We start from the raw sequence: 21,037 nt of genomic DNA, 5'->3' as shown, positions 1-21,037 counted from the left end.
ATGTGGAAAGTATTACTTGTAGAGGATGAGGTATTCGTACGAGAGTCGGTGAGAGAGATTATTTCCTGGGAAGAGCTGGGTTTCACGGTCATCGGAGAATCCGGTAACGGGACCGAAGCGCTGGCGATGATTATACAGGATACACCGGATCTGGTACTGACTGATATTGTCATGCCAGGTATGGATGGTCTGGAATTACTTAAACAGACACGTCAGGCCGGGTTAAAAACCAAGTTTGTCATGCTCACCTGTATGGGGGAGTTCGAATATGTACGCCGTGCGATGGAATACGGAGCTTCCAATTATATTCTGAAGCTGTCGATGAGTGTGAATTCACTGCGTGATACACTTCGTAAAGTAAGTGCAGAACTGGGAGCTTCGGCTGAAGCCCGGACAGAGACAGATCATCATGAAGTGCCACCTTCCACACCGGTTCTCACATCAACGCCTGCTTTGCCTGATTCTCTTACGGTCTCTTCTGCGCCCTCGCCTGAAATTGATCTTCCCTTTACACCTGTTCGTGAGCCGATTGTGAAGCATCCGGAGATTAGCAAAATAATTCAGTACATCGGACAGCATTACGACCAGGACATTACCGTCAAATCCATGTCACGATATGTGATGATGGGCGAGAATTATGTGAGTGCTCTGTTTAAAAAGAAAACCGGCCATACCCTGATTCATTACCTGCATGGGGTACGGATGGAGAAAGCGGCTGAATACTTGCGCGAGACGGATCTTCCTGTACAGGAGATTGGTTACCGGGTAGGGTTCGGAAGTGATAATTATTTCATTAAAATATTCAAGCGTTGGACCGGTTGCACGCCCAGCCAGTATCGCCATCGCTCGTGACTCACAGGATGAGTAGAAGGAATATGTGTACCGAGTGCTCAGGCAAGCACAAGTAAATCCGTATTTTTGTTCAATCCGAATCATGGATATGTATCTTATGAACCCAGCAAGGTCCCTGCTACGATGTAACGGAAGGTACACTTCAATTCAGGGAGGTCATGTGACCAGATGAGAATCAAAAAAGGATTAACGGGATTAATCGTAGGTGCGTTGATGCTGGGCTTGCTTGCCGGCTGTGTAGGTAAAAATGAGACGAACGGTGGAGATAACGGAGGTGGAGCGGCAGGGGGAAAAGTGAAGCTCACCATGTGGGGCGCGGTGCCGCCAGAGAATGGTCCACAGGAAGTGGTGGATACCTGGAATGCGAAGCATCCTGATATTCAGGTGGAATATGTGCGGTTTGTGAATGACGATGATGGCAACCTGAAGCTGGATACGGCGCTGTCCACCGGCCAGAACGTTGACCTGTATGTCAACTATACCCTCACAAATCTGGATAAACGCATCAAGGGTGGTACAGCACTGGATCTGGGCGAGTTAACCGATTACAACATTGATGAGAAAATGGGTGAAGATGCGGCTTCCTGGAAAGTGGACGGCAAATATTACGGGATGCCAACCAAGAAAAACGCTGCCTTCTTCGCTTTAAATATGAAAGCGCTTGATCAGGCCGGACTGAGTGTACCAACAGCCTGGACTTGGGATGAAGCCCGTGAATATGCACTCAAACTGAAGGCAGCTGGCTTCAAGTACGGATTGGTGCAGCATACCGCTTCCTATGTAGATCCGCTCGATTCTGTTCTGGTGAAAAACGGCTATGTTAAGGCGGACGGCACTTCCAACCTCAATGATCCGCTTGTCACTAAATGGCTTGAGACGTTGAACGGAATGATGAAAGAGGATGCAACTACGCCTCCACTCGGGGAGCAACTGACTTCCAAAATGCCTGTGGAAAACATGTTCCTTGGCGGTGAGTCTGCCATGATTAATATCGGCGAATGGCTGATCCGCACATCAAACAATATGACCGAGTTCCCGCGGGATTGGAAAATTGCCTTTGCCCCTGTACCGAGACTGGCTGCACAAGAAGCAGATATGGTGAAGAGTGGAGGACTTGGTGACTTTATTGCGATCAATTCCAAGTCGAAAAATAAAGAAGCCGCATGGGAGTTCCTGAAATGGTACGCCGATGGGGGAATGATGCCAATGGCTGCGGGTGGACGTTTGCCTTCCTCCAATGCGGTCGATCAACAGACTGCGATCGATCATCTGCTCGGTGATTATGCCGATTCTTATGATAAAGAGTCTCTGGAATTTGTGTTGTACGGTGACGAGACACCTACATTTGTCCGCAGCATTGCGCAGGAAGTGGTCGATCTGCGTGCACAGGAGTATGAAAAGTTCTTCCTCGGTAACCAGACTGCCGAAGTAACGGTACAGAACATGGTCAAACGCCATAATGACTGGCTGAAGCAGAATCAATAGATTGCAAAAGCAATGAGTCCAAAGGCCGTCCCAATGGGACGGTTTTTTCTATATAAGCAATAGAACAATTCCATGTTGTTTCCCTCCCGAAAGGAACTGCCGAAATACATATATCTGTGATATCAGTTACAGGGTTATGTTCCTTAAATGTTAGAGGACATCTTGTTATGCTTAATTACAGAACAGATGTTAAGGAGTGGGGGAGCATATGCATAAATCCTGGATGAAACGGCAGAGCAGGCTCGGGTATCTGTTTATTGGGCCCAATATGATTGGCGTGCTGTTGTTTTTTATTATACCAGCTGTCTATTCGTTCTATCTCATGTTCACCGATTACAAATTTATGAGCCCAGAGACACATTTCGTAGGGCTGGACAATATCCGCCGGATGTTGAATGATGATCTGTTTGGCGTGGCGCTGCGAAATACATTTGTATTTCTGTTAGCGGTTCCGGTATCGATGGGGTTGGCTTTTATCGTGGCGGTGGCGCTGAACAAGTCGGTGTATTGGCAAAAAACGCTGCGTGCTCTCTATTTCATGCCCTATATCACCAGCGGTGTTGCCATCGCCTTTGTGTGGATGCTGCTGTTCCAGCCAACATCGGGGCCCATTAATGGCTTCTTGCGGGGAATCGGTATTACGAATCCACCCGGATGGTTATCAACAACCGAATGGTCCATGTATGCGATTGATATCATCTGGATCTGGTTCATGTTGGGTTACAACATGATTATTTATCTGGCCGCTTTGCAGGAAATTCCGGAGGAGTTGGTTGAGGCAGCACGGATTGATGGAGCCCGGCCTTGGCAGACCATACGCCAAGTGATCTGGCCGCTTGTGAGCCCAACGACCTTTTTGCTACTGATTACGGGGCTGATTATGACCATCAAAAACTTTGGTATCATTCAAGCGATTACCCAGGGTGGGCCGGGGAACAGCACAACCGTCCTGTCGCTATTTATCTACCAGAATGCCTTCCGCTACTACGAGATGGGATATGCTGCCGCCATAAGCTGGGCACTCTTTGCCATCATCATGATATTCACTGTTTTGCAGTGGCTCGGTCAGAAACGTTGGGTTCACTATTAAGGAGGGGAGGGATCGTTATGGAGAAACAAATTGCCGCGAATGCGAAGCCCACAGCTCCACATTCACCTAAAGTTAAAGTCCGCATGGAGTCCTTGACGCAGATTCGAAAAATCATACTGACACTTCTGATGTCCGGGTTTGCCCTGCTGATGATTATGCCGTTCATCTGGATGATCAGCACGTCGTTCAAATCTCCTGCGGACGTATTCACCTATCCCATCCAGTGGATACCCTCCAGTCTGAACTGGGAGCATCATATTAAGGTTTGGAGTGGAGCGGATACCTTTGCCACATATTATCTGAACTCGTTGAAAATATCGCTAATTAGCACGATCGGAGCTGTATTTCTCTCGGCTTTTGCAGCCTATGGCTTCGCGCGGATTCAATTCAAAGGTCGGGAGACATTGTTCCTGATCTATCTCTCGATGATGATGGTGCCACCGCAGGTACTCTTTGTACCGAAGTTCCTGATGTTTGAATGGGTCGGCATATATAATACGCATTGGGCATTGATCCTGCCTGGGATGTTCACGATTTTTGGGGTGTTTATGCTGCGGCAATTCTTCCTGTCCGTGCCTTCAGAGATCTCGGAAGCGGCGTTCATCGACGGTGCCGGTCACCTGCGCATATTCTTCAGGCTGATTCTGCCCTTGGCAAAGCCTGCGCTGGCTACCCTGGCGATCATCGATTTCTCCTGGCACTGGAATGACTATGAGAATGCGCTCGTGTTCCTGATCGACAAAGACCTGTACACCGTGCCGCTCGGACTGCAGAACTTTATTCTGGAGAACAATGTGGACTACAACGGCATGATGGCCGCTGCCACGGCAGGCATTATTCCGATGATCATCGTTTTCCTCGTGGGTCAGCATTATATTATCCAGGGCGTGGCCGGAAGTGCCGTGAAGGGCTGAAGCTGCTGTCACTGTGATCCCATATAATAACCCTTTTGCTGAACGAAGAGATTTTCGCGGCAGAAGGGTTTTCTGTTGAAAGGGAGAGTAACTTATCTTCTCCAATACAATAGTTCAAACTTCGTATATAATTAACAATGACATATGATGCTGTATGACTACATAACTATCGCGAGGTGCACTAGACTTATGCCAACCATCTACGACTTTACCGTAACCAGAACCAGTGGAGAGCGTTTCCCACTCTATCAATATGAAGGAAAACCTGTGCTCATCGTAAACACGGCAAGTAAATGTAAATATACGCACCAGTTTGATGACATGCAGAAGCTGTATGACCAGTACAAGGATCAAGGACTTCAGATTATTGGTTTCCCGTGTAACCAGTTTGCAGAGCAAGAGCCTGGAAGCAGTTCGGAAGCGGAGTCCTTTTGTCAGATTAACTATGGTGTGAAATTTCCGATGTTCTCCAAACTGGATGTGAATGGAGAAGCGGCGCACCCGCTCTACGACTTTTTGAAAAGATCAGGGCCTTTTGCAGGCTTTGATGAAACAGATATACAGGCAAAATTATTGAAATTAATGGTGGCTGAGAAGGCACCAGAATGGTTACACGGCGATGCAATCAAATGGAATTTCACAAAATTCCTGATTGATGCAGAGGGTCGTGTGGTCAGACGCTTCGAACCTGTCGACTCCATCGACGAGATTCAAGAGAGTATTAAACAGCTTCTATAATTTCACTTTCATATATCCTACAGGGGCATGATACAAATCGTTTCCCTCTTCCGAACAGGAGGTGCATGAATGTGCCGAGCATGATGCAATTTAGCGCTTCACTGGAGTATAGTTACCGATCCACCAGCACGTTTAACCCAGGCAAGTCAGATGGATTCCATTCACATCCACATTATGAGATTTATTATTTTCATGATGGAGAATGTACCTATATCATAGGAGACCGGGTATATAACCTGGAGCCGGGTGATCTGGTGTTAATGCATGGCCTTACTCTTCATCGACCACATCCGAAGCCAGGCAGTGCTTATGAGCGAAGCACACTGCATTTTGATCCGTCTGCAATCCGCAGCAGCCTGCATCCGGACCGTATGGCTGAGGTCCTGAGACCATTTGAAGAACTCAGAAATTGCCGGGTCAATCTGAAGGGAGATAACCGCTCTGAATTCGAAGCTCTATTGCATGATCTTCATCGTCTGTCTCAAAGTCAGAGCAATTTCAGGCAAGAGCGAATGAATGTCAGACTGTGTGATCTGTTGTATTTTGTAGCAGAGATCTGCCAGGGTGATGTCCAGGAACAACTTCCCTCATCGGAGAGGGAGCGGCATGTCCAACACATTATTCGTTATGTGGATACCCATTATATGAAGGACATTGGTCTGGATGATCTGGCACTGGAATTACATCTGTCCAAGCCATATCTGGCAGGCATGTTTAAGGAAATGACAGGTTTGACGATATTCAAATACCTGTATGACCGTCGCATCAATCAGGCGAAGCTTTTGTTTCAGTTCCAGCCTGAGATCACCGTGACAGAAGCAAGTCGATTGTCCGGTTTCAAACGCCTTTCGCATTTTAGTCGGATGTTCAAACAAAGTGTGGGATGTTCGCCTGATCTGTACCGTACCCAATTGCATCGCCAATCATAGAAGCCCTCTGTGAGCTGACCAGCTTGTCTGGTTGGCTTTTTTTGTTGATTTTCGTTTGAGGAATGCATACCACTGTGTTTAGAGGACACGCAGAACAGGTAAAGAAAGGTAATGAACCCAGAGGAGGCGAATATGAATGAAACAGCGCACACCGGATCAGAATAACAACGATAACCATACAAAACGTTTCCAGGACAATCCCGAGCAGTATCAAACGGAGAAGAAAAGTTTGCTGGACATGCATGAGGAAGAACAGACCGTAGACCCGATTCCAATGGAAGACCTGAACATGGAAGCACAGGAAGAGAAGAATAAAGATCAGACAAAAAGTAACTCGTCTACGGAAGAGAAATACCGGGCGGATTATCGTAAAAAGACGGGCGAAGGATAATTTCAATTGCTGTATTGGGCAAACTTGTTGAAATGTTTTCGGTGAATGTATATTTAGTGAAAATAAATTAGTTTGTTGACTATTGTATGTTACTATATTATAGTTACTATGTTGGCAATTGAAAAGAAATTTTGGGAGGCGAATAAGAATGACAACTTTTTTTGATGCGTTGAAAAACAGAAGATCTTATTATGGAATCAGCAAGGAATCAACAATTTCGGATGCTAAAATCCAGGAAATCGTAGAAGAAGCGGTGAAATATACACCAACTTCCTTTAACTCACAAACATCCCGTGCCGTTGTATTGCTCGGTGAACAACATGATAAATTGTGGAATCACACAGAAGAAATTTTGCGTGAAGTGGTAGGTAATGAAGAAGCCTTCAAATCCACAGCAGAGAAAATGACTGGATTCCGCAGCGGATATGGTACGGTTCTCTTCTTCGAAGATAACAATGCGATCGCACAGCTTCAACAAAATTTTGCAGCTTATGCAGATAACTTCCCAATCTGGGCTAACCAATCTAACGGTATGTTGCAACTGGTAATCTGGACTGCTCTGGAACAAGAAGGTCTGGGTGCATCTTTGCAGCACTACAACCCGTTGATTGACGAGAAAGTGAAGCAAGAATGGAACATTCCTGAGAACTGGAGATTGATCGCTCAGATGCCATTTGGTAAACCAACGGCAGCACCGGGTGAGAAAGAATTCCAACCCATTGAAGAGCGCGTAAAAGTACACAAGTAAGCTTCGCATTTCCCAACATTTAACCACATACGGCCTCGCTTCAATTTGATACGATGATAGTTGATCGTAATCCAATGAAGCGAGGCTTTTTGATGTGAATAATAGATTAAAAGAAATAACAAACCAACGGATATGGAAAATGGCTTTATGCGGGTTATTAACACTTGGATCGGTGGCTGGATATGGCTCTACCGTTCAGGCTGCAACCGTGCAGCAACAGTTTCAGGATACGCACACCAGTTACGCCAAGGATGCCATTACACATCTGGTGGCAAAAGGCATTGCTGCTGGTACGTCAGAGACTATGTTTGAACCGAAGAAAGCCGTTACTCGTGCAGAATTTGCGACGTTTGCAGTGAGATTGCTAGGTTTGAAGCCCGTCAAAAATAATATAAATCCCTATCAGGATATAAGTATGAATGCTTGGTATTACGGCAACGTTGCCGCCATGACGAATCTTTTTATTTTGGAGGGTAAGGGTCAGGGAACGTTCCAGCCTAATGCTTCCATTACGCGTGAAGAAGCGGCTGCCCTTCTTGTGCGAATGTTAAAACAACAACCCGTAGAGACCGCACTCTTATCTTCAACGTATTTTGACGCAGCGGATATCTCGGACTGGGCACGTCCTTATGTTCAGACGGTATATCAACTTGGACTAATGCGGGGAAGCGGAGGCGTGTTTCGGCCACATGACGAGGTAACGCGAGAAGAAGCAGCCGTCATGCTTGATGCCATTTTACAAAAGAAGACATGGTCTGAGCAGTTACAACGTGGGGATGAACTTGGCGTTCAGTTGGGCTGGCAATATAACTCCACTACCGCTGAATTCAAGAAGCAGGTGGAACAGTCTGAGGTCAATACGCTTGTCCCACGCTGGTTTTTCCTGAACAGCAGTATGAAAGTAACAGATCACGCGGACCCTGCATTGATCTCTTGGGCATCCGCCACCGACAGGCAGCTATGGCCATTACTTGGGAATCGTTCCGATTCGGCACTTACGCATGAGATGTTATCCAGCTCAGCCAACCGAGCGGCAGTGATCTCACAGGTAGCCGCTTATGTCAAAACCTATAAACTGGACGGCATTAATGTGGACTTCGAGAATGTTGATCCTGTGGATCGTGAAGGATTAACGGCATTTGTGACCTCTTTGACGGCTACGTTGCACGCACTGGGTGCAGTTGTGTCTGTGGATGTATCACCAGACCTGGGTACAGATTGGACGGATGCATTTGATTATGCCAAACTGGGCGCTGTATCGGATTATATGGTGCTGATGGGATACGAGGAACACTGGAACGGTGATTCAAAAGCAGGATCAGTGGCGTCTCTTCCATGGGTGGAAAAGGCATTGGATACCATGCTCTCCGAGGTGGTACGTGCCAAAACAATTTTGGCCCTTCCGCTATATACACGAGACTGGTCTTCCGTGAATCCGGCAACCAGTTCTTGGGACATTACACTGGCAGACCAGGGAATGCGTGCGCATGCCACGGGATCTGTAAGACGATGGGATGCAAGTCTGGTTCAATATATTATCGGGTACAACAGTAACGGTAAGCCAAGATATATATGGGCAGAGGACAGTCGTTCGTTATCAGCCAAAGTGTTGATGAGTGAGCAACGGCAAATCGCTGGACTGGCTTACTGGTATATGGGCGGTGAAACAGCGGATGTATGGAGCGCCATTTCGAATGCATCGCGATTTGAATCGTATAACTTCTAAATATTCATGAATCTGATAGACTCAAGCGAACCGGGATGCTGCCGGATGGTTTGGGTCTGTTTGTTTTGGTATAAGATAAGCAATATGAGGAATCGTTTAAGCTTGGCTGAACGGTTTAATGTATATAAGGACAAAATATATATATATTGAGCTAAACATTTACACAATAACGGAGAGGACAGAAAGAGCCTGAAGAAGCGAAGCGTGCGCCTAAAAGCTTTCTGAAAGAAAGCTGCATCGAAAGCATACGCTTATCCCCGGATTTACCCTTTGTAGAAGGTATTAAAAAAATCTGGGGATAACAGCGATCGGAAGGTTGTTCTGTCATCGGAGTGACCAGTGTAAATATTCTTTAGTTCAATGTATATAGTTCAGGAGGAGAAGGAGCATGCGAGAGGTTGATTGCATAATAGTAGGTGGAGGGCTCGCAGGGCTTCAGGCAGCCATTCAGCTTGGACGTTATTCAGCTCATCAGGTGTTGGTAATCGACGCGGGAGAGGGCAGATCGACGTTGTGCCGGACTTATCATAATATCCTCGGTTTCCCCGATGGGGTATCCGGTGAAGAGCTTAGAGAACGAGGCAGGATGCAGGCAGAGCGGACCGGTGTATCTTTTGAGAAAGACCGTATCGTTAAAGCGGAACGTCAGGGAGAACATATTCAATTATTCGGTACTTCCGGATCTGAATATAGGAGCAAAACCGTGTTATTGGCAACGGGGCTCTCGGATAGAGTTCCGGACATTCCGGGATTAACTCCAACCCTGGGCCGAACAGTCTATGTCTGCCCCGATTGCGATGGTTATGAGATTCAGGATCAACGTACGGTACTATTGGGGTCTGGCGAAGCAGGTGCCAATATGGCGATGATTTTAATTCAGCGTACGAATGATCTGTTATATATCAATCATGAGCAGGCTCCCATATCTGCAGATCTGCATCGCAGCATGAAAGAGGCGGGAGTTCGTTATCTGGAAGCGGCTGTTCAGGAAGTGCAACAGATTGAGGATGGCCATATCACCGGTGTTCTGACCGAAGATGGACAGATTTTTGAGTCGGAGCGTGGATTTATCGCATTTGGAGGCAATCGGGTACACTATGAACTGGCGGAGCAGCTTGGAGCTGTAATCGCAGATAATAAACATGTAGAAGCTGATCCACGCAGCTTGCAGGCAGCGACAAATGTGTGGATTGCCGGGGATCTGGGCCTGCACGCAGAGCAAGCAACCGTTGCGATGGGTGAAGGTTCCATTGCCGCGATCTGGATTCATAAGGCGTTACAGCAGATGACAAAGGATTCACGTTGAAATGTACCTCTGGATAAGAGGCTGATTATTCAATTATTAGCAAAAAGTCCTCCCAAGCCATGCGTATGGCAGGAGGACTTTTTAAGCTAACTTTTGCTATGGAGAAAAGGATTACGCTTGTTTATCCGATGAATCGGTTGACTTGGAAGAAGACTTCTCGTCCTTTGAGTCATGTGAGAAATCTTTGCGAATGTTGTCCACGATATCACCAACCACGCCTTCGATCATATCGGTTGGTCCGGGATTATTTTTGTCTGGATGGATAACGGTATTCACTCCTGGTTCAAGTTCATCGTTTGTCTTCTCATGTTTAGTTTTATCACGCATGGGGAATCCCTCCTGGTTCGATATTGTATAAGGTGTTCATTAACATATCCAAACACCGTTACGTATATGTAAACGATTAACCGCTGTAGTTCTTTTGAAACGTGTACTTGCTCATATATAGAAGATATATACAGAATTGAACGTACTGATTAAACTTCTGCAATACGTTTATATTATAGATAACCAATGAGTATTAAGTTTAAAGCTTAAAACCAATAAACAACTATTATACAGGAGGTTATTCAAATGAATGAAGAAAATCATGTAATCCATAAAGATGGCCAAGTTTCAACGGACAAGGTGGACAATGCAATCGAGAAGATTGCGCCGGAAGAAAGAGAACAGATTCTACAGAACTTTGATGCATTCAAAGAATACCTGGGTAAGCGAATTGCCATGGGAGAATCGATTGGACTAAGTGAGGAGCAGATGGCCAAAATTGCCGAGAAAGTTGCTGACCATCTGGCTACTAACGAAGAACCCCGTAACCGTGAAGAAAAATTGCTTCAGGAGCTGTGGAATGTCGGCAAGGAAGATGAACGCCACATGTTGGCTCATATGCTCGTTCGTTTGGCACAAAGCTCCACACCCAATCATTAAGATTAGCATCTATGCGTAAGCATAAGTAATATTTTGAGTAGTTCTTCAAACCTGCCAAAAACCGGAGCGTAACTCTTGAACGTATCTGGAGCAGGGCATAGAGCGTGGATCGCTAACGAACCTGTGACGTCTTATTCAAGGGTTTGAAAGTCCCGCAGCAATCTAAGGAATCTGACACACGTTATATTAGTACAAACAGCCGTTTGTAGCGTGTTTTCAGGGAATTTTGGCAAATAACGTGTCTCATGTTCCTTACAAAATAAAAGGTGCGCCAGAAGGCCAAATAAGACGTCCTCGGTTCCTTAGTTGTCTGGATCATTCGTCAGGACTAGGCAGCTTGGACTTCAAGATGTTTTGGACACAGACATCCTTCAACGTATCACTTGCCTGAGTTTAAAAGACACACCCTAGTAAATAACCTCTGAATGGCGATGCCTTCAGGGGTTATTGCCGTTTACGGAGACTACAGACAGGAGTAATGACGCACATTGTAACTATTTTTAATCTGGCTGATACTTTTATAATCCCTGTTCCAAGTATGATAGGAAAAGAAAGAACGTTGGAATCGATAGTTCACATGAGCGTTTGAGAAGCAAGACTTCCGGTTAAGGAATAATAACGTTCATATTAAGGAGAGATGTTACCTATGAAGAACGCGACAAAACAATGGAAACTACGAATGATCGGTGCAGTTGTTGCTTTACTTGGTATGATTGTGCTGACTACATATTTACTTACCCCTGCGAATGCTCAAGGTAGTACGGACGCTCAACAGCCTTCTGGCAAAGAAGCACAAGTTGCGAACTCCGAGATGTTTACAGCCTATGTTGAAGGTATGCATGTAGAAGACGGCAAATTGTTTATGACAGTGGACAAGATTGGCTGGTATCAGGGTGAAGAAGCCGATGCGATTTTTGCACAGCGTAATCCCGAAGCAGGTATAGACGGTGCTCCAGATGGTTACTATATTGTCAATGACAGCAAAGAGCAGGAAAAAGTTGAGGTTAGTGCCAATGCTGAAGTGTTGATGCAGTTGTATGATCGGGATGGTACGATGCAGGGCGTAGACATTCAGTGGAATGAACCCGTGACATTATCCAAATTCGAATCGTTGTATGAGAATACCCGTATTCTTGATCTGTCCGTATTCCCGTATCATCTGACGGTGCAGGACGGAAAAGTGACTAAAATTGTGCAACAATACATCCCATAAAATAAGATGAAATTCATCATTCAAGCATTCCTCCTGTTCATTGGAACGGTGAGGGATGCTTTTTGGTTATGACAAATTCATGAAAGCGATTGTAATTAATGGTAGGTACATGTATCATTATTGGAATGGCGTTTTTACATAGTTCAGGAGGAGCCTCATGCTTAAAGACATGATTGCATTAACTAAGCCCGGACTTCTAAGGTTAAATGTGTTTGCGGTGGCGGTAGGATTCTGGGTAGCTTCAAAATGGGATATCAACTGGTTATCTCTGCTCATGGTCGTGATTGGATCAACTTTGGTTATTGCTTCAGCTTGTGTTATCAATAATTATTGGGATCGTGAATTGGACCAAAAGATGGAGCGCACCAAAAAAAGGATGGATTACATTAACCATCTGAAGCCAGGGTTTGTACTTGGCTATGGCATTATCCTTGGTGTTGTGGGACTAGCAGTACTGTATCTCCTGGTGAATCCGTTATCAGGCTGGATGGCACTGCTTGGGTGGTTCGCGTACATCGTGATTTACACGATGTGGTTGAAACGCAGTTCAACGTGGAGCACATCGCTGGGTGGAATTGCTGGAGCGATGCCGCCTGTCATCGGTTATACGGCTGTAACCAATGAGATTGATGCAGGTGCCTGGTTGCTGTTTGCACTATTATTTTTGTGGCAACCACCACACTTCTGGTCATTGGGTATTCGCCGGGTAGAGGAGTATCGTGCTGCTGGCTTCCCGTTGTTGCCAGTGGTTAAAGGGGTGAAACGCACCAAGTTTCAGATGATTCCTTATGTTTTTCTGCTGCTTCCTGCTGTATTTCTGTTGTATTATTACGACTACGTAGGTCTGGTATTTCTGATTGTATCTCTGGTCGGTGGACTGATCTGGTTCGTGCATACACTTAGCGGACTGAAGACACAGGATGATGAGAAGTGGGCAAAAGTGAACTTTCTGATCTCGGTGAACTATCTGATGCTCGTATTTATTGTTATGGTAGCGAATACGGTATGGTCATAATTAGACGATGAACAGATCGTTTTCAGAGAGATTTCAGCTTAAGCTAGCTGGCTGCATCGAATGAAAAAGCACACTATGGAATAGCGTTTGGACAACCTTGAGTTGTTACAACATATTCTCCAGTGTGCTTTTTTGGTATAATAAAACAATTGAATCATATAAGTGGAAATTATAATGCAAGATGGGAAGTGACAGCATGAGTAATTTGGAACAGGCCGTGCGATGGAGACAAGAAGGCAAGGTGCAGGAAGCGATTGAACTTTTGCAAGAGATTACAGTCCAGGAACCCGAGAATGCGAATGTCTGGTATCAGCTGGCTTGGGCACATGATTCGCTTGGGTTAGAGCGGGAGGCTGTCCCGCATTATGAGAAGGCACTGAGTCTTGGACTTTCTGGCGAGGACAGAGCAGGTGCAATACTTGGACTAGGCAGTACATATCGAACGCTTGGACAGTATGAACAGGCAAAGGTTTGGTTTGAAACGGGCTTGAAAGAATTCCCGGTGTACCGGGAATTTGAAGTTTTCTATGCCATGGTGCTCTATAATCTGGGTGAACATGCAGAAGCGATGCAAAGACTGCTCGTACAACTTGCGGACACATCAAGTGACAAGAGAATCAATGACTATAACAGAGCCATCCGTTACTACGCAGATCAGCTCAATCGGGTGTGGGAATAGATCGAATACACAGAAAAGGGGATGTATGAATGAACTCCAATCAAGAACTGAAACAGGTAAATGAAAGATTGGATCAGATTGAGCAAAAGCTGGATAACCTGGGAGGCAGCCAACGGAACAAACGCTCATCTGGCGTACGCTTCCTGATTGGTTTTGGCATCACGATTGCGATTATATCTGTACTGCTGCTGACTCTTGGTGTTATCCAATTTGTGAGTATCGGATAGGAGAAAAGGATCATACAGAAAAAGGTAGTGATTCTCCACATTTACTTACATAGCCTGGCCGAGCCACTGTTGCACCTCTTCAATGAACCGGCGCGTAGCGGGCGATAGATTACCCAAAGATGGGCAGGCCATGCCAATCGTACGATAAGGATCTCCAGTGAGTGGCACGAGCGCGAGTGAATCAGTATGATTTTGAAGTACCATTTCCGGCAGCAAACTGATTCCGAGACCATTCCGGACCATCGCCATGATGGCTTGATCCTCTGCGACTTCATAGACGACATTAAGCTTGGCTGCATGCTGCCGGATCAGTCGTTCAATCTCGTTATCTCCACCCCACTTGGGCAGAATAAAGGGTTGCTCCAGCAGAATATCAAACGAAACAGACTCCTCTGAGGCGAGAGGATGATCCAGAGGCAGGATACACATCATCCTGTCTTTTTGTAATGGGATCGTCTCAAAAGGTGATGAATCACCGAGGGACAGAAATCCAAGATCGATAGCACCTCCAGCCAACCAGCCCTCAATCTCAGCATAATCGCCCTCCCACAGCTTAATCTCAATTCCGGGATGACGCAGACGAAATTGTTTCAGGATGCCCGGCAACCACTGTGTGGACACACTGGCGAAAGTACCAATACGCACGGTACCAATCTCCGCGCCGCGAATGAGGGAGATTTCCTGGTTCATCAGTTCTGTCCAGCGCAGAATCTCACGGGTGTATCCCAGAATGCGTTCGCCTTCAGCGGTAACACGCACACCGGAGCGGCCGCGATGGAGCAGGGAAAAACCACAATCTGTCTCCAGACTGGCGATGGCATGGCTGACTGCGGATTGGGTGATGTTCAACGCTTCTGCCGCTTTGGTGAGACTGCCATATTCCACAACGGTAGTCAAAATTTCGTATTTGATCAGTGACATGAATGGTTCCGTTCCTTCCCATTTTTAATACATGAGTTTATTTCATATAATCCATTATAAATATTCATTTTTATAATGCAAAGACATCGTTTATACTTGCCAAGGCGAGTTAGTTTGACGCACGATCACACAGATCAGAATACATAGAATGAAGGTTGAAGCAAGATGAATGGTGTACAGGTTAATCAAGGTCAGGCAACAAGAAGAGCGGACATACAGATGTTGCTCGCAACGGTTATATGGGGATCATCCTATCTGTTTATGAAATCGGGTCTGGAGTCCATGCAAGAATTGAATCTGGTCGCATTTCGTTTTGGAATTGCCTTTATTGCGGCAGGGCTTCTTTTTCATCGGCGATTGTTTAAGATGGATCGCAGAACACTTGTGGCAGGCGCTAATATGGGGACAGCTTTATTTGCTGCATTTGTATTTATCACCTATGGTGTGCAACGAACAACGACATCCCAAGCGGGATTCCTAATAAGTTTGGCCGTTATTTTTGTACCGATCCTGACGACGATCCAGCATCGTCGTATGCCGGACAAACGATTGACACTCAGTATCCTGGTTGCCGTTACCGGTCTTGGCTTGCTGACGCTTCAACATCAGCTTAGTCTGCACACGGGAGATATTCTCTGCATACTAGCAGCACTTGTGTATGCCATCTATATAATGATTGCTGGCAAGTTCACACCGAAGCATGATCCGTTAACATTGGGAACAGTTCAATTGGGTGTTGCAGCGATGTGGGGAATTGCAGCTACATTTATGCTGGAAACGCCGCGTATGCCCGATACGGCTGAATCCTGGGCAGCCATTCTTGGGTTAGGTGTTTTGTGTAGCGGCTTGGGGTATATTCTGCAGACACTCGCGCAGCGTCATGCCTCTCCCACAAGAACAAGTCTGATTTTTTCACTCGAACCACTGTTTGCAGCAGCCTTTGCATTTACCTTTCAAGGGGAATCGCTAACGTTGCAAGGGTATGCGGGAGCAACTTTGATGTTGGTCGGTGTTCTGATCACAGAGATCAAACTTCCACAGCCTATCTTCTGGCGCAGAAAACGCCCGGTTTTACAGTCGGAACTCGGCGATCAGGGAGCACCAAGCGTATAATTGGCGGACAAAGGGTTCTTTCGTCATCTTCTATGGAAGGTGGGGAGAGGGCCTTTTTTGGTTATGTCGTACACCTTGTGAAATAAATATACAACTACCTAACAAAAATAGAATAACATAACCTTGTTTTGTTGATTTTTGTTTTTTATGCTACACTGAATGGAAAATTAGGAAAAACGGGTGAGTAGGATGGCCAAAAGAGTAACGATGCAGCAAATTGCGGATGCTGCGGGGGTGTCCAAATTCGCAGTCTCCCGTGCGCTGACAGGCAAGCCTGGTGTGAGTGAGCATACACGCGAGATGATTGTCAGAACGGCGGGGCAGCTCGGGTATTTCAGAACCGAGCCTAAGCGTTATCCGGGGGAGACACAGATATCAACGGAGATGAAGCCAGAAGCGGAGCGTCAAGGCACCATATTGATTTTGTTTCCCAACATTCGTTCTCAGAATCGAGCTTCCTTATACTGGGGGCCTGTGTTTGATGGCATTTCTGAGAGGCTGAATGAGAAGGGGATGGATATTCTAACGCTGACAGAACCCTCTTCAGATCGGATGTTCTCGGTCCTTAATCCCGAAGCAATCAGCGGAGTCATTACCGTGGGCACCATCTCGACATCGGTATTGCTGGAGATTTACAGACTGCGTATTCCGCTTGTCATGGTGGATCATGAAGACCCTGCCATATACGCAGACTCGGTTTTTACGGACAATATGAAATGTATGAAAGAACTGGTTCTCATGCTCGTTGGTAAAGGGTATAGAAGGTTCCAGTTTGCCGGGCAACTGCCCGATGCAGCAAGTTTTAGAGAACGCTGGCTTGGATATCGTACGGTGCTGGAAGAGAAGCAGTTGGAGGGGGAACAGCAAGAAGGGTTGCTGGGCCCAGAGTATGATGAGATCCGGAGATCCATTGCTGAAATGGAGCTGGAGGATATCCCTGAAGTTATCGTGTGTGCAAATGACCATACAGCTGTCATTGTCATTCAGGCACTCCAAAGTCGAGGCATTCAGGTGCCTGAACGCTGTGCCGTAACCGGATTTGACAATACGCAGACGGATGAACCCATTCTTGCTTCCGTACATATTAACAAAGAGAATCTGGGAACAAGAGCAGTAGATCAGCTGTTGTGGCGGATCAAACATCTCGATGAACCTTATGAACGCAAGCTGATCTATTCGGAATTAATTATTCGTGATGAATATAACGCCAGTATAGAGTAATGGGATATGAACTTATAGGCTCATTCTAACAATGAACATACGGGTAAATGAAATCAGGTGAGAGACATGGAGAGGTTGGAGCTTCATGTCTTTTTGTTATGCAGAGATTGCTTAACAAATTAAATTACAAAACAGATTGACTATAAGAAGCATATCGTGTTAATTTTGTTTTGTAAGTTATTTGTTTTTATACTAACAAAACCTAACAAAACAATGTTTACCAACTCTAACAACAATGGAGGCTGTCATGAGCACAATACAATCACAGGTTTTTCAGAATTGGACGTTCAAGGCTTGCGAAGATCAGGAGTGGATGCCGGCTCAGGTGCCCGGCTGTGTGCATACAGATTTGCTGAAGCTGGGCAAGATTCCAGATCCTTTTTATGGAACAAACGAGAAGGAAGTACAATGGATTGATAAGATAGATTGGGAATATCAGACGGAATTTGACGTTGCCGATGCGTTGTTCTCGCAGGAACATCTGGAACTGGTGTTTGATGGTCTGGATACATATGCGGATGTGTATGTGAATGAGGTGCATGTGTTATCAGCAGATAATATGTTCCGGGTATGGAAGGCAGATGTAAAGTCTGTATTGAAGGGGAACGGCAACATTCTCCGAATACGTTTTCGGTCACCGATTCAGGAAGATCTGCCGAAGCTGGAGAAGCTCGGATATGCATTACCTGCATCCAATGATCAGTCCGATGTTGGCGGACTTGGCGATAAAAGAGTAAGTATTTTTGCACGTAAAGCTCCGTATCACTATGGTTGGGACTGGGGTCCGCGTTTTGTAACGAGTGGGATCTGGCGTGAAGCACGTCTTGAAGGTTGGACACAAGTACGAATCAATGATGTGTATATCCAGCAAAATGAAGTAAGCGCTACCTCAGCTTCATTAACTGCTGTTGTGGAAGTTGAGACATCACAAGCCGTAGATACGATTATTCGTATCGGCGCAGATGGACAGAGATGGGAAAGATCCGTATCACTACAACCCGGAACTCAGACTGTGGAGATTCCAATCTCCATGGATGAACCAAAACTGTGGTGGAGCCGTGGGCTTGGTGATCCGCATATGTACACCTTCCTTACCGAAGTGCTTCAAGGTGAACGAGCTGTGGCTGAAACTACAGTGAAGACTGGGCTTCGTTCCATTCGCCTGGTACGTGACAAAGATGAAGCAGGAGCATCCTTTTATTTTGAACTAAACGGTGTCGCGGTCTTTGCCAAAGGGGCCAATCACATTCCAAATGATAGCTTCATCACTGAAATTACTCATGAACGTTATCGTCATGAGATCGTATCCGCAGCCGAATCCAATATGAATATGCTGCGTGTGTGGGGTGGCGGAATCTATGAGCAGGATGTGTTCTACGAACTGTGTGATGAATACGGAATTCTGGTATGGCAAGACTTCATGTTTGCATGTAGCATGTACCCGGGAGACGAAGCGTTCCTGAACAGTGTGAGACATGAAGCCATTGATAATGTGAAACGTCTGCGCAATCATCCAAGTATTGCACTCTGGTGTGGGAACAATGAGATTGATTCGGCGTGGGCTCACTATGTTGAGAATGGTGGCTGGGGTTGGAAAAAGGAATTTACTGCCGAGCAGCGTGAAAGCATCTGGGCCGATTACGAAGCCATCTTCCATGATTTACTGCCAGAAGTGGTTGAAGCGTATGCTCCAGGTGTTGATTACTGGCCTTCCTCACCACTGGTATCCCTGACAGGGGATGAGACACAGCATGCGCACCCGTCCACAGCTGAGGGGGATATCCACTACTGGGGCGTGTGGCACAATGTAGAACCATTCGAGAACTACAACGTGCATGTGGGTCGTTTCATGAGTGAATACGGATTCCAGTCTTTCCCGGAGTACAAGTCAGTACGCACTTACGCGGAAGAAGAGGATCTGGCTCTGGAGTCGGAAGTCATGCTTGCACATCAGAAGAATGGCGCTGGTAATCGTCTGATCAAACAGTACATGGATATGTACATGCATGAATCGAAGGACTTCCCATCGTTCCTGTATATGAGCCAGGTGCTTCAGGCCGAAGCGATGAAGACAGCGATCGAGGCACACCGTCGCCGCAAACCATTCTGCATGGGCACACTTTACTGGCAAATGAATGATTGCTGGCCGGTGGCTTCATGGGCAGGTATGGACTACCTTGGTCGCTGGAAAGCATTGCAATATTATGCGAAACGCAGCTTCAGCGATGTATTGGTATCGGTAGATGGAACAAAAGAAGATACAACAGATATATATATCATTTCGGATCAATTACAACCTGTAAAAGGGCAGTTACAGATTCGTTTGCTCGGGTTCGATGGAACGGTGCATCGTAATGAAACACATGACGTGACCTTGGCATCTAATACAGGTGATCAAGTGCTGTCATTACGTAACGTGGAGTGGCTTGAAGGTCATGATACAGCTAACACGCTGCTGCGCCTGGATCTGAAACAGGAGGGTGCGGCGAATATCGTACAGGAACACTATTTTGTACCGTCCAAAGACCTTGCTCTGCAGCCTGCAAACATCAATGTAAGCGGAGGAGCGGATGAGAACGGCGTTCATCTGGTACTGGAGAGTGATGTGCTTGCTAAACAGGTATGGCTATCTTCGGATGTGGAGGGTGTCTTCTCAGATAACTTCTTCGACTTGATTCCTGGCATTCCGGTGAAGGTGCACTTTACGTCCAGAGAGGGAATGCAGTCTAATGATGTGATATCAAATCCGGGACCGATCGAGGTTCGATCCATGTTTGATTTTATTCGTTTGACCTAGAAGACACGGTTGGAGTCTCTCGTAAGAGAGATTTCAACCGTTTTTTTTTTGAAACCTGACCCCATTTATATATCGTAATGGTTTCGTAATACTTCGCTTAGAGAATCGTAAGCTGTCTTGCTTATTGTAATCCTTGTAAGAAATAAACGAATGGAGAGTGATAAGAATGATGAAAACAAATAAGAGCAAAAAAGTGATGGTAGCAGCGGTGTTGATGATGTCTATGGCCTTTTCTGGATTGGCAAGTGCTGCAGATATGAAAACGATTAAAAAGGATGGCATGGAGCTTGTTCAATTGAGACAGGCGGCGAAAATGTATGATTACAGCATTATGTGGGACAGCAAGGACAGATCTGTAACTTTGATGTATATGGGCAAAATGGACGACATGAAGATGAAAGACGACAACATGATGGAAGACGACATGAAGATGAAAGATGACAACATGATGGAAGATGACATGATGATGAAAGACGACATGAAGATGAAAGACGACAACATGATGAAAGACGATAAGATGATGAAAGACGACATGATGATGGAAGAAACGATGATGCCAGCGGGGAAAACGATTAAATTGTGGATTGGATCGAAAAAAATTATGGTAGACGGTATGCAAGTTAACTTGAAATCGATGCCTGTCATCCATGAAGGGAATTCGTATGCGGCTGAGTCAGTAATTAAACAATACATGATGCCAGCCATGGGAATGAAGTAATTTAAGGGCTAAGCATCGCCATCACCA

At 45.9% G+C, this 21,037-nt stretch carries 21 protein-coding genes; 19 read left to right on the top strand and 2 right to left on the bottom strand.

The window, feature by feature from the left end:
- The 10 genes from AC6CIF_RS00410 to AC6CIF_RS00365 all read left to right on the top strand — a co-directional run bounded on the left by AC6CIF_RS00410 (position 1) and on the right by AC6CIF_RS00365 (position 10,179).
- Complete coding sequence (locus AC6CIF_RS00410) at positions 1 to 852, top strand: response regulator transcription factor (RefSeq protein WP_498197277.1); 852 nt, start codon at positions 1 to 3, stop codon at positions 850 to 852.
- Between the two features lie 168 nt (positions 853 to 1,020).
- Positions 1,021 to 2,337 (top strand): ABC transporter substrate-binding protein, encoded by a 1,317-nt coding sequence (locus tag AC6CIF_RS00405; protein WP_498197275.1) that lies wholly within the window; start codon positions 1,021 to 1,023, stop codon positions 2,335 to 2,337.
- 208 nt (positions 2,338 to 2,545) lie between these two features.
- Positions 2,546 to 3,427: a carbohydrate ABC transporter permease gene (locus AC6CIF_RS00400; protein ID WP_339302849.1), complete on the top strand. Its 882-nt coding sequence runs from the start codon at positions 2,546 to 2,548 to the stop codon at positions 3,425 to 3,427.
- A 17-nt stretch (positions 3,428 to 3,444) separates the two neighbouring features.
- On the top strand, positions 3,445 to 4,341 hold the full coding sequence (locus tag AC6CIF_RS00395; RefSeq protein ID WP_017688969.1) for a carbohydrate ABC transporter permease: 897 nt from the start codon (positions 3,445 to 3,447) through the stop codon (positions 4,339 to 4,341).
- A 189-nt stretch (positions 4,342 to 4,530) separates the two neighbouring features.
- Complete coding sequence (locus AC6CIF_RS00390) at positions 4,531 to 5,079, top strand: glutathione peroxidase (protein ID WP_036609037.1); 549 nt, start codon at positions 4,531 to 4,533, stop codon at positions 5,077 to 5,079.
- Positions 5,080 to 5,159: 80 nt separating this feature from the next.
- Positions 5,160 to 6,008, top strand: a complete 849-nt coding sequence (locus AC6CIF_RS00385; protein WP_235200750.1) for an AraC family transcriptional regulator — start codon at positions 5,160 to 5,162, stop codon at positions 6,006 to 6,008.
- Positions 6,009 to 6,144: 136 nt separating this feature from the next.
- Positions 6,145 to 6,399 (top strand): YczO family protein, encoded by a 255-nt coding sequence (locus AC6CIF_RS00380; RefSeq protein ID WP_498197272.1) that lies wholly within the window; start codon positions 6,145 to 6,147, stop codon positions 6,397 to 6,399.
- A 148-nt stretch (positions 6,400 to 6,547) separates the two neighbouring features.
- Positions 6,548 to 7,147, top strand: a complete 600-nt coding sequence (locus AC6CIF_RS00375) for a nitroreductase family protein (RefSeq protein ID WP_036670536.1) — start codon at positions 6,548 to 6,550, stop codon at positions 7,145 to 7,147.
- Positions 7,148 to 7,241: 94 nt separating this feature from the next.
- A complete protein-coding gene (locus AC6CIF_RS00370) occupies positions 7,242 to 8,873 on the top strand; it encodes an S-layer homology domain-containing protein (protein ID WP_498197270.1) in 1,632 nt (543 codons plus the stop codon).
- A gap of 388 nt (positions 8,874 to 9,261) precedes the next feature.
- Positions 9,262 to 10,179: an NAD(P)/FAD-dependent oxidoreductase gene (locus tag AC6CIF_RS00365; protein ID WP_498197268.1), complete on the top strand. Its 918-nt coding sequence runs from the start codon at positions 9,262 to 9,264 to the stop codon at positions 10,177 to 10,179.
- Positions 10,180 to 10,290: 111 nt separating this feature from the next.
- Here AC6CIF_RS00365 and AC6CIF_RS00360 read toward each other — a convergent pair whose 3' ends face one another.
- A complete protein-coding gene (locus AC6CIF_RS00360; protein WP_076216209.1) occupies positions 10,291 to 10,506 on the bottom strand; it encodes a hypothetical protein in 216 nt (71 codons plus the stop codon).
- A 246-nt stretch (positions 10,507 to 10,752) separates the two neighbouring features.
- Here AC6CIF_RS00360 and AC6CIF_RS00355 point away from each other — a divergent pair, with 246 nt between their 5' ends.
- The 5 genes from AC6CIF_RS00355 (at position 10,753) to AC6CIF_RS00335 (ending at position 14,240) form a co-directional block, all read left to right on the top strand.
- Positions 10,753 to 11,106 (top strand): DUF3243 domain-containing protein, encoded by a 354-nt coding sequence (locus tag AC6CIF_RS00355; protein ID WP_498197267.1) that lies wholly within the window; start codon positions 10,753 to 10,755, stop codon positions 11,104 to 11,106.
- A 646-nt stretch (positions 11,107 to 11,752) separates the two neighbouring features.
- Positions 11,753 to 12,319 carry a hypothetical protein gene (locus AC6CIF_RS00350; protein WP_498197265.1) on the top strand — a complete coding sequence of 189 codons (567 nt, stop codon included), beginning with the start codon at positions 11,753 to 11,755 and terminating at the stop codon, positions 12,317 to 12,319.
- Positions 12,320 to 12,476: 157 nt separating this feature from the next.
- Positions 12,477 to 13,334: a heme o synthase gene (gene cyoE, locus AC6CIF_RS00345; RefSeq protein ID WP_076216203.1), complete on the top strand. Its 858-nt coding sequence runs from the start codon at positions 12,477 to 12,479 to the stop codon at positions 13,332 to 13,334.
- A 196-nt stretch (positions 13,335 to 13,530) separates the two neighbouring features.
- Positions 13,531 to 14,013 (top strand): tetratricopeptide repeat protein, encoded by a 483-nt coding sequence (locus AC6CIF_RS00340; protein WP_498197263.1) that lies wholly within the window; start codon positions 13,531 to 13,533, stop codon positions 14,011 to 14,013.
- 29 nt (positions 14,014 to 14,042) lie between these two features.
- A complete protein-coding gene (locus AC6CIF_RS00335) occupies positions 14,043 to 14,240 on the top strand; it encodes a hypothetical protein (RefSeq protein WP_498197261.1) in 198 nt (65 codons plus the stop codon).
- 45 nt (positions 14,241 to 14,285) lie between these two features.
- On the opposite strand, the gene AC6CIF_RS00330 is transcribed toward AC6CIF_RS00335, so the two are convergent.
- Positions 14,286 to 15,161, bottom strand: coding sequence for a LysR family transcriptional regulator (locus AC6CIF_RS00330; protein WP_498197259.1), 876 nt, complete (start codon positions 15,159 to 15,161; stop codon positions 14,286 to 14,288).
- Between the two features lie 165 nt (positions 15,162 to 15,326).
- Between AC6CIF_RS00330 and AC6CIF_RS00325 the strand changes: the two genes are divergently transcribed.
- The 4 genes from AC6CIF_RS00325 (at position 15,327) to AC6CIF_RS00310 (ending at position 21,010) form a co-directional block, all read left to right on the top strand.
- Positions 15,327 to 16,274, top strand: a complete 948-nt coding sequence (locus tag AC6CIF_RS00325) for a DMT family transporter (protein ID WP_498197257.1) — start codon at positions 15,327 to 15,329, stop codon at positions 16,272 to 16,274.
- Between the two features lie 189 nt (positions 16,275 to 16,463).
- Complete coding sequence (locus AC6CIF_RS00320; protein ID WP_498197256.1) at positions 16,464 to 17,495, top strand: LacI family DNA-binding transcriptional regulator; 1,032 nt, start codon at positions 16,464 to 16,466, stop codon at positions 17,493 to 17,495.
- 247 nt (positions 17,496 to 17,742) lie between these two features.
- Positions 17,743 to 20,292 carry a beta-mannosidase gene (locus AC6CIF_RS00315; RefSeq protein ID WP_498197254.1) on the top strand — a complete coding sequence of 850 codons (2,550 nt, stop codon included), beginning with the start codon at positions 17,743 to 17,745 and terminating at the stop codon, positions 20,290 to 20,292.
- A 166-nt stretch (positions 20,293 to 20,458) separates the two neighbouring features.
- Entirely contained in the window at positions 20,459 to 21,010 is a 552-nt protein-coding gene (locus AC6CIF_RS00310; protein WP_498197252.1) for a hypothetical protein, read from the top strand.
- The last annotated feature ends 27 nt before the right edge of the window (positions 21,011 to 21,037 follow it).

This window comes from Paenibacillus sp. GQ49 (assembly GCF_059759055.1).
This window is presented reverse-complemented; position numbering and strand designations above follow the sequence as displayed.

What these genes read in the sequence shown, in the direction of transcription:
- AC6CIF_RS00410 (WP_498197277.1), top strand. Translation starts at nt 1, where the DNA reads ATGTGGAAAGTATTACTTGTAGAGGATGAGGTATTCGTACGAGAGTCG.
- AC6CIF_RS00405 (WP_498197275.1), top strand. Translation starts at nt 1,021, where the DNA reads ATGAGAATCAAAAAAGGATTAACGGGATTAATCGTAGGTGCGTTGATG.
- AC6CIF_RS00400 (WP_339302849.1), top strand. Translation starts at nt 2,546, where the DNA reads ATGCATAAATCCTGGATGAAACGGCAGAGCAGGCTCGGGTATCTGTTT.
- AC6CIF_RS00395 (WP_017688969.1), top strand. Translation starts at nt 3,445, where the DNA reads ATGGAGAAACAAATTGCCGCGAATGCGAAGCCCACAGCTCCACATTCA.
- AC6CIF_RS00390 (WP_036609037.1), top strand. Translation starts at nt 4,531, where the DNA reads ATGCCAACCATCTACGACTTTACCGTAACCAGAACCAGTGGAGAGCGT.
- AC6CIF_RS00385 (WP_235200750.1), top strand. Translation starts at nt 5,160, where the DNA reads ATGATGCAATTTAGCGCTTCACTGGAGTATAGTTACCGATCCACCAGC.
- AC6CIF_RS00380 (WP_498197272.1), top strand. Translation starts at nt 6,145, where the DNA reads ATGAAACAGCGCACACCGGATCAGAATAACAACGATAACCATACAAAA.
- AC6CIF_RS00375 (WP_036670536.1), top strand. Translation starts at nt 6,548, where the DNA reads ATGACAACTTTTTTTGATGCGTTGAAAAACAGAAGATCTTATTATGGA.
- AC6CIF_RS00365 (WP_498197268.1), top strand. Translation starts at nt 9,262, where the DNA reads ATGCGAGAGGTTGATTGCATAATAGTAGGTGGAGGGCTCGCAGGGCTT.
- AC6CIF_RS00360 (WP_076216209.1), bottom strand. Translation starts at nt 10,506, where the DNA reads ATGCGTGATAAAACTAAACATGAGAAGACAAACGATGAACTTGAACCA.
- AC6CIF_RS00355 (WP_498197267.1), top strand. Translation starts at nt 10,753, where the DNA reads ATGAATGAAGAAAATCATGTAATCCATAAAGATGGCCAAGTTTCAACG.
- AC6CIF_RS00350 (WP_498197265.1), top strand. Translation starts at nt 11,753, where the DNA reads ATGAAGAACGCGACAAAACAATGGAAACTACGAATGATCGGTGCAGTT.
- cyoE (WP_076216203.1), top strand. Translation starts at nt 12,477, where the DNA reads ATGCTTAAAGACATGATTGCATTAACTAAGCCCGGACTTCTAAGGTTA.
- AC6CIF_RS00340 (WP_498197263.1), top strand. Translation starts at nt 13,531, where the DNA reads ATGAGTAATTTGGAACAGGCCGTGCGATGGAGACAAGAAGGCAAGGTG.
- AC6CIF_RS00335 (WP_498197261.1), top strand. Translation starts at nt 14,043, where the DNA reads ATGAACTCCAATCAAGAACTGAAACAGGTAAATGAAAGATTGGATCAG.
- AC6CIF_RS00330 (WP_498197259.1), bottom strand. Translation starts at nt 15,161, where the DNA reads ATGTCACTGATCAAATACGAAATTTTGACTACCGTTGTGGAATATGGC.
- AC6CIF_RS00325 (WP_498197257.1), top strand. Translation starts at nt 15,327, where the DNA reads ATGAATGGTGTACAGGTTAATCAAGGTCAGGCAACAAGAAGAGCGGAC.
- AC6CIF_RS00320 (WP_498197256.1), top strand. Translation starts at nt 16,464, where the DNA reads ATGGCCAAAAGAGTAACGATGCAGCAAATTGCGGATGCTGCGGGGGTG.
- AC6CIF_RS00315 (WP_498197254.1), top strand. Translation starts at nt 17,743, where the DNA reads ATGAGCACAATACAATCACAGGTTTTTCAGAATTGGACGTTCAAGGCT.
- AC6CIF_RS00310 (WP_498197252.1), top strand. Translation starts at nt 20,459, where the DNA reads ATGATGAAAACAAATAAGAGCAAAAAAGTGATGGTAGCAGCGGTGTTG.